At 66.6% G+C, this 4,588-nt stretch carries 3 protein-coding genes; 2 read left to right on the top strand and 1 reads right to left on the bottom strand.

Annotated features, from left to right (window positions below; all coding sequences use genetic code 11):
- Window positions 1-230: 230 nt before the first annotated feature.
- Window positions 231-1,691 carry a GntP family permease gene (locus QZY03_RS27210; RefSeq protein WP_295586685.1) on the bottom strand — a complete coding sequence of 487 codons (1,461 nt, stop codon included), beginning with the start codon at window positions 1,689-1,691 and terminating at the stop codon, window positions 231-233.
- A gap of 405 nt (window positions 1,692-2,096) precedes the next feature.
- On the opposite strand from QZY03_RS27210, the gene QZY03_RS27205 reads away from it, so the two are divergent.
- Both QZY03_RS27205 and QZY03_RS27200 read left to right on the top strand, forming a co-directional pair.
- Window positions 2,097-3,221 (top strand): patatin-like phospholipase family protein, encoded by a 1,125-nt coding sequence (locus QZY03_RS27205; RefSeq protein WP_295586683.1) that lies wholly within the window; start codon window positions 2,097-2,099, stop codon window positions 3,219-3,221.
- A gap of 130 nt (window positions 3,222-3,351) precedes the next feature.
- Window positions 3,352-4,314 (top strand): hypothetical protein, encoded by a 963-nt coding sequence (locus QZY03_RS27200; protein ID WP_295586680.1) that lies wholly within the window; start codon window positions 3,352-3,354, stop codon window positions 4,312-4,314.
- Window positions 4,315-4,588 lie beyond the last annotated feature (274 nt).

Here is a 4,588-nt window from a genome sequence, read left to right as displayed (position 1 = left end):
GGCTTCCAGCCCTGACTGTTCCAGTCCCGACGCCGTCAGGCCAGGATGGCCTGACGACGCACTTTCACGGTAAAGCCCTCTCGACCGCTGCGTAGTCAGGGCTTCCAGCCCTGACTGTTCCAGTCCCGACGCCGTCAGGCCAGGATGGCCTGACGACGCACGGACACGGTAAAGCCTCGACCTCCCATACGCCGTCGGGATGTTGAGTCCCGTGAATCGGCATAAACCGCTCAAAACGAGCCAAACAGCGTGCCGAGCACAATGATTGCCGCCAGCGCGATGATGGCGCCCACAATGGCGACCATCACCATATCAAAATAGCTTTCCTTGTGGGTCGAGCCGCAGACCGCCAGCAAGGTGACCACGGCGCCGTTGTGGGGCAGACTGTCCAGGGTGCCGGCGCCGATCACCGCCACCCGGTGCATGAGCGCGGGGTCGATACCCAGTTCCGCGGCAAGCTGCATGTAGGTCGAGCCGAGTGCTTCCAACGCGATGGTAAGCCCGCCCGAAGCCGAGCCGGTGAGGGCGGCCAGCACGTTGGTGGAGACCGCCAGCGAAACCAGCGGGCCGCCCTCGATCCCGAGCACCCAGGCGCGTACCAGTTCAAAGGCGGGGAGCGCGGCCACCACGGTGCCGAAGCCGACCAGGCTGGCCACGCTGATCACCGGCAACACCGAGGCGTTGAGGCCGGCGTCCACGCTCTCGCGCAGTTTGGGCAGGCGCTTCCAGTTCAATGCGAGCAAGGTCAGGATGGCGGCGATGAGTGCCACGATCACCGACCAGATGCCGCTTACCGCGGCCGGCGAAGTGGGACCCCAGCGGTCTTCGGCCAGGTAGCTCAGGTCCAGGTGCGGCAGAATCAGCAGGCTCATCACCAGATTGACCGCCACCACCACGAGCAGCGGCAGGAAGGCGATGAAGGCCGGAGGCAGCGCGGGGCTGGCCTGGCCCCGCTGCACCTCGGCCGGATCGAAGGCGTTTGCCGTCGTGGCGCGCTCCCGCACCAGTGGGTCATTCGCGGCCTGATCGGGCGCCAGTGCGATACCCAGGTTGCCGCCATACCCGATGCCTTTGCGGCGAGCCGAGGCTTCCGCCCGACCCAGCCACCAGAGCCCGAACAGCAGCATGATGGCCGCGGCGATCAGGCCGAGACCGGGCGCGGCAAAGGGTGTGGTGCCGAAGAAGGGCATGGGGATGGCATTCTGGACGGCCGGGGTGCCCGGCAGGGCGGACATGGTGAAGGTCGAGGTGCCGAGCGCGATGGCGGCCGGCATCAGCCGACTCGGGATGTTGGCATCCCGAAACAGCGTCTGCGCCATGGGTGCCAGCACGAAAAACGCCACGAACAGGCTGACACCGCCGTAGGTGACCATGGCCCCGGCCAGCACCACCGCGAGGATGGCGTGCCGCGGCCCCAGGCTGTTGCCGATGAAGCGGGCGACCGACTGCACCGAGCCGCTGTCCTCCATCAATTTGCCGAACAGCGCACCGAGCAGAAAGATGGGAAAAAACTGCGCCAGAAACCCGGCGGCACCGCCCATGAAGGTCTGGGTCCAGTGCGCCAGCAGCGGCTCGCCCGCGAACAGGGCGGCGATCAGGGCCGCGACCGGGGTCAGCAGCAGCACGCTCCAGCCGCGGTAGGCAAGCCAGATGAGGAGCGCGAGTCCCAGCAGAATACCGATCAGGCCCATGGTGAACATCCCCCTTGCTACAGACTCCAAAACAGACTTTGGTCGTGGGGACGTTGGTCGCGCCGCCACGGGCCTGAACTCTAACATCGGTTGGCGGGCGTCGCCATAAAGGGTCTCGATCGTGGTTCCAGCCACAAGAAAACCGGTCGAGGCTTTCCCGTGCAAGTCGCCCGGCGACCCCGTGGGAGCGGCGGCCCGCCGCGACGGGCCGGGAGCGAAGCCGCAGCGCTAACGATTACCGCGGCACCGCATCGCGGCGGGACGCCGCTCCCACTTGGGTATGAGCGACTGCCGGGCACCGGCCGCGACGATGATCGAGATCCCAGAATACCCTCTCCCGCGGACCGGGCGCTGTCACACCTGCAAGATTGCCACATGGCGTAGGGGTCGAGTAACCTTGATCCCATGTCAAACTTTACAGAGCCCTCGGGGGCCGCCATGACCACCGCAGTCAAGAAGATCGATCTCGGCCTCCAGGGCGGCGGCGCCCACGGCGCCTTCACCTGGGGCGTACTCGACCGGTTGCTGAGCGAAGAGCGGATTCAGATCGAGGGGATCAGCGGCACCTCGGCCGGAGCGATGAACGCGGTGGTCGTCGCCGATGGTCTCGCGCAGGGTGGGCGCGAAGGCGCGCGCGACGCACTGAAGCGGTTCTGGCGCGCGGTCAGCGAGGCCGGGAAAACCAGCCCGATCCAGCGCACCTGGGTCGACCAGATGCTCGGGCGCTGGTCGCTCGACTACTCGCCCGGCTATATCGCGATGGACCTGATGAGCCGCCTGGTGTCGCCCTATGAAATGAACCCGCTGAACCTCAATCCGCTGCGCGACCTGGTGGCCAGTCTGGTGGATTTCGATCGGGTCAACCACTGCGAGTCCGTGCAACTGTTCATCAGTGCAACCAATGTCCGCACCGGCCGGCCGCATGTCTTCAAGTCACCGGACATTACGGTCGATACGGTCATGGCGTCGGCCTGCCTGCCGTTCGTCTTCCAGGCGGTGGAGATCGACGGCGAAGCCTACTGGGACGGCGGCTTCATGGGCAACCCGGTGCTCTATCCGCTGATCGAGGAGACCACCGCGCGCGATCTGGTGATCGTGCAGATCAACCCGCTGATTCGCGAGGGCGTGCCCCGGACCGCCCGCGACATCCTCAATCGCATCAATGAAATCGACTTCAATTCCAGCCTGCTGAAGGATATTCGCGCCATCCTCATGCTCAAGATGCTTGGTGCCGCTCCGGAGCACCAGGACGAACGCCTGCGCGACCTGGCGATCCACCGGATTCACGCGGAACACGACTTGGCCGATCTCGGCGTGTCCTCGAAAATGAATGCCGAGTGGGCCTTTCTCGAACACCTGCACGACATCGGCCGGCGTGCCGCGGATTGCTGGATCAGCGAACATTGGGAGGATCTCGGCGTCCGCTCGACCTATCCGCTCGACCACGTCCTGTGGGGTCTCGACCCCGTCATGCGGGGCGCCGCCCTGGCCGCCGCTTTCCCATTTGAGGCGAAGGACGACGCACCCTAAGCGGCACAACGGCCTGCGACCGACCGCGGGTCATCTCCTGGATATGAGGGACGAAGGCGCTACTTGAGTCGACCGGCCAAGACCCGTTACCCTTCGACCACCTGTTGACCACCGCTGCATTCGCGCTCACATGACCCGCCGATCCCCGGTGCCGGCCCTGACCCTATTCCTCGTACTCGGCACCGCCGCGGGCGCCCCGCCGCTGCCTGAGCCGCTGTCGATGGAGCAGGCGCTGGCCCTGGCCGACAGCCATCCGCGGGTCCAGGCGAGCGCTGCCGTGGCGGCACGCCTGCCGCGCCGCCACCCGCTCTATCTGGACTGCCATACGCTGGCCTTCGGCGTCATCGATCCCGCACGCGGCCGCCCCCTGGCGCCGCTGATTGAGCCAATACCGGCTCAACGACTGGAGATCATGGAGCGCTTTTTCGATGTCCTGCTCGCGGACTTGTCCTTTTCCAGTGCCAGCGAGGCCATGGCGGTCGCCTATGTTCAACTCGACCGTGCCCGGGCACGCGGGGAACTCGGACAAACCTCACCGTTACGCGTGTCCGAGCTGGATGCGGTCTATGAGGACATGCTGCATGAGCGCACCGCCGGCGAACTGGGCCAACACTGGACCCGCGCCCTGCTGGCCCAGGCCCTCGACCGCCCGGAGACCCTGCCGCGGGACCTCGTGAAGCCGATGCTGCCGCCGCAACCCGAAGCCCCGCTGCCGCTCGCGGCCCTGGTCGCCGCTGCCGTCGGCGAACCGGCGGCCGGCGCGGGCCTGAGCGCGGACAGCGCGGCCGCCGACCAACAACTGGCGCGCCTGGAACTGCGCCAGCAAGTCGTGGAAGTCCGGTTGCGGCTGCTGGCCTTAGCCGCCGCCGCACGCAAGCTCCGCAGTGAATCCGCCTACCGCGACCTCAAACTCGACGAGAGCCGAACCCTGTACGAACAGGAGGTGTCGGCCGACCTGGGCTACGCCATGAGCCAGCAGACCATGACCAGGATGCAGGAGGCCCGGGTTGGTTACTGCCGGGCGCTCGCCTGGGCCGAACTCAACGCCTTGACCGGTCGTCCGGTCTGGCCTGCAGCGGGATCAACGCCATGACGCTTCTGCACGCCCTCAGCGACCAGCCGCCGACGCCCAAGGTGCATCCAGGAACCGGTGAACGTCGCAGCAATTCCAAATTTGGGCGGCACCGCGCGACCTCTGGTGGATGCGGCGCGCGCGACCGCCGTGCCGAGTCCCTGCCACCGAGCGGCGCGCCTTATCCACCCTACAACGGAGCCGGTTTCGTAGGGTGGATAAGCGCAGCGCATCCACCATCGGCCACGTTGCCGACACGCTTTTTGGCGGCGGCCACCCAAGTTTGGAACTGCTG

The sequence above is a fragment of the uncultured Lamprocystis sp. genome (genome assembly GCF_903933125.1).
GTDB lineage: Bacteria > Pseudomonadota > Gammaproteobacteria > Chromatiales > Chromatiaceae > Thiodictyon.
The sequence above is the reverse complement of the archived record's forward strand: the minus strand, read 5'-3'. Positions and strand labels throughout refer to the sequence as shown.

Coding starts and splice junctions, on each gene's coding strand:
- QZY03_RS27210 (WP_295586685.1), bottom strand. CDS start 1,691: ATGGGCCTGATCGGTATTCTGCTGGGACTCGCGCTCCTCATCTGGCTT.
- QZY03_RS27205 (WP_295586683.1), top strand. CDS start 2,097: ATGTCAAACTTTACAGAGCCCTCGGGGGCCGCCATGACCACCGCAGTC.
- QZY03_RS27200 (WP_295586680.1), top strand. CDS start 3,352: ATGACCCGCCGATCCCCGGTGCCGGCCCTGACCCTATTCCTCGTACTC.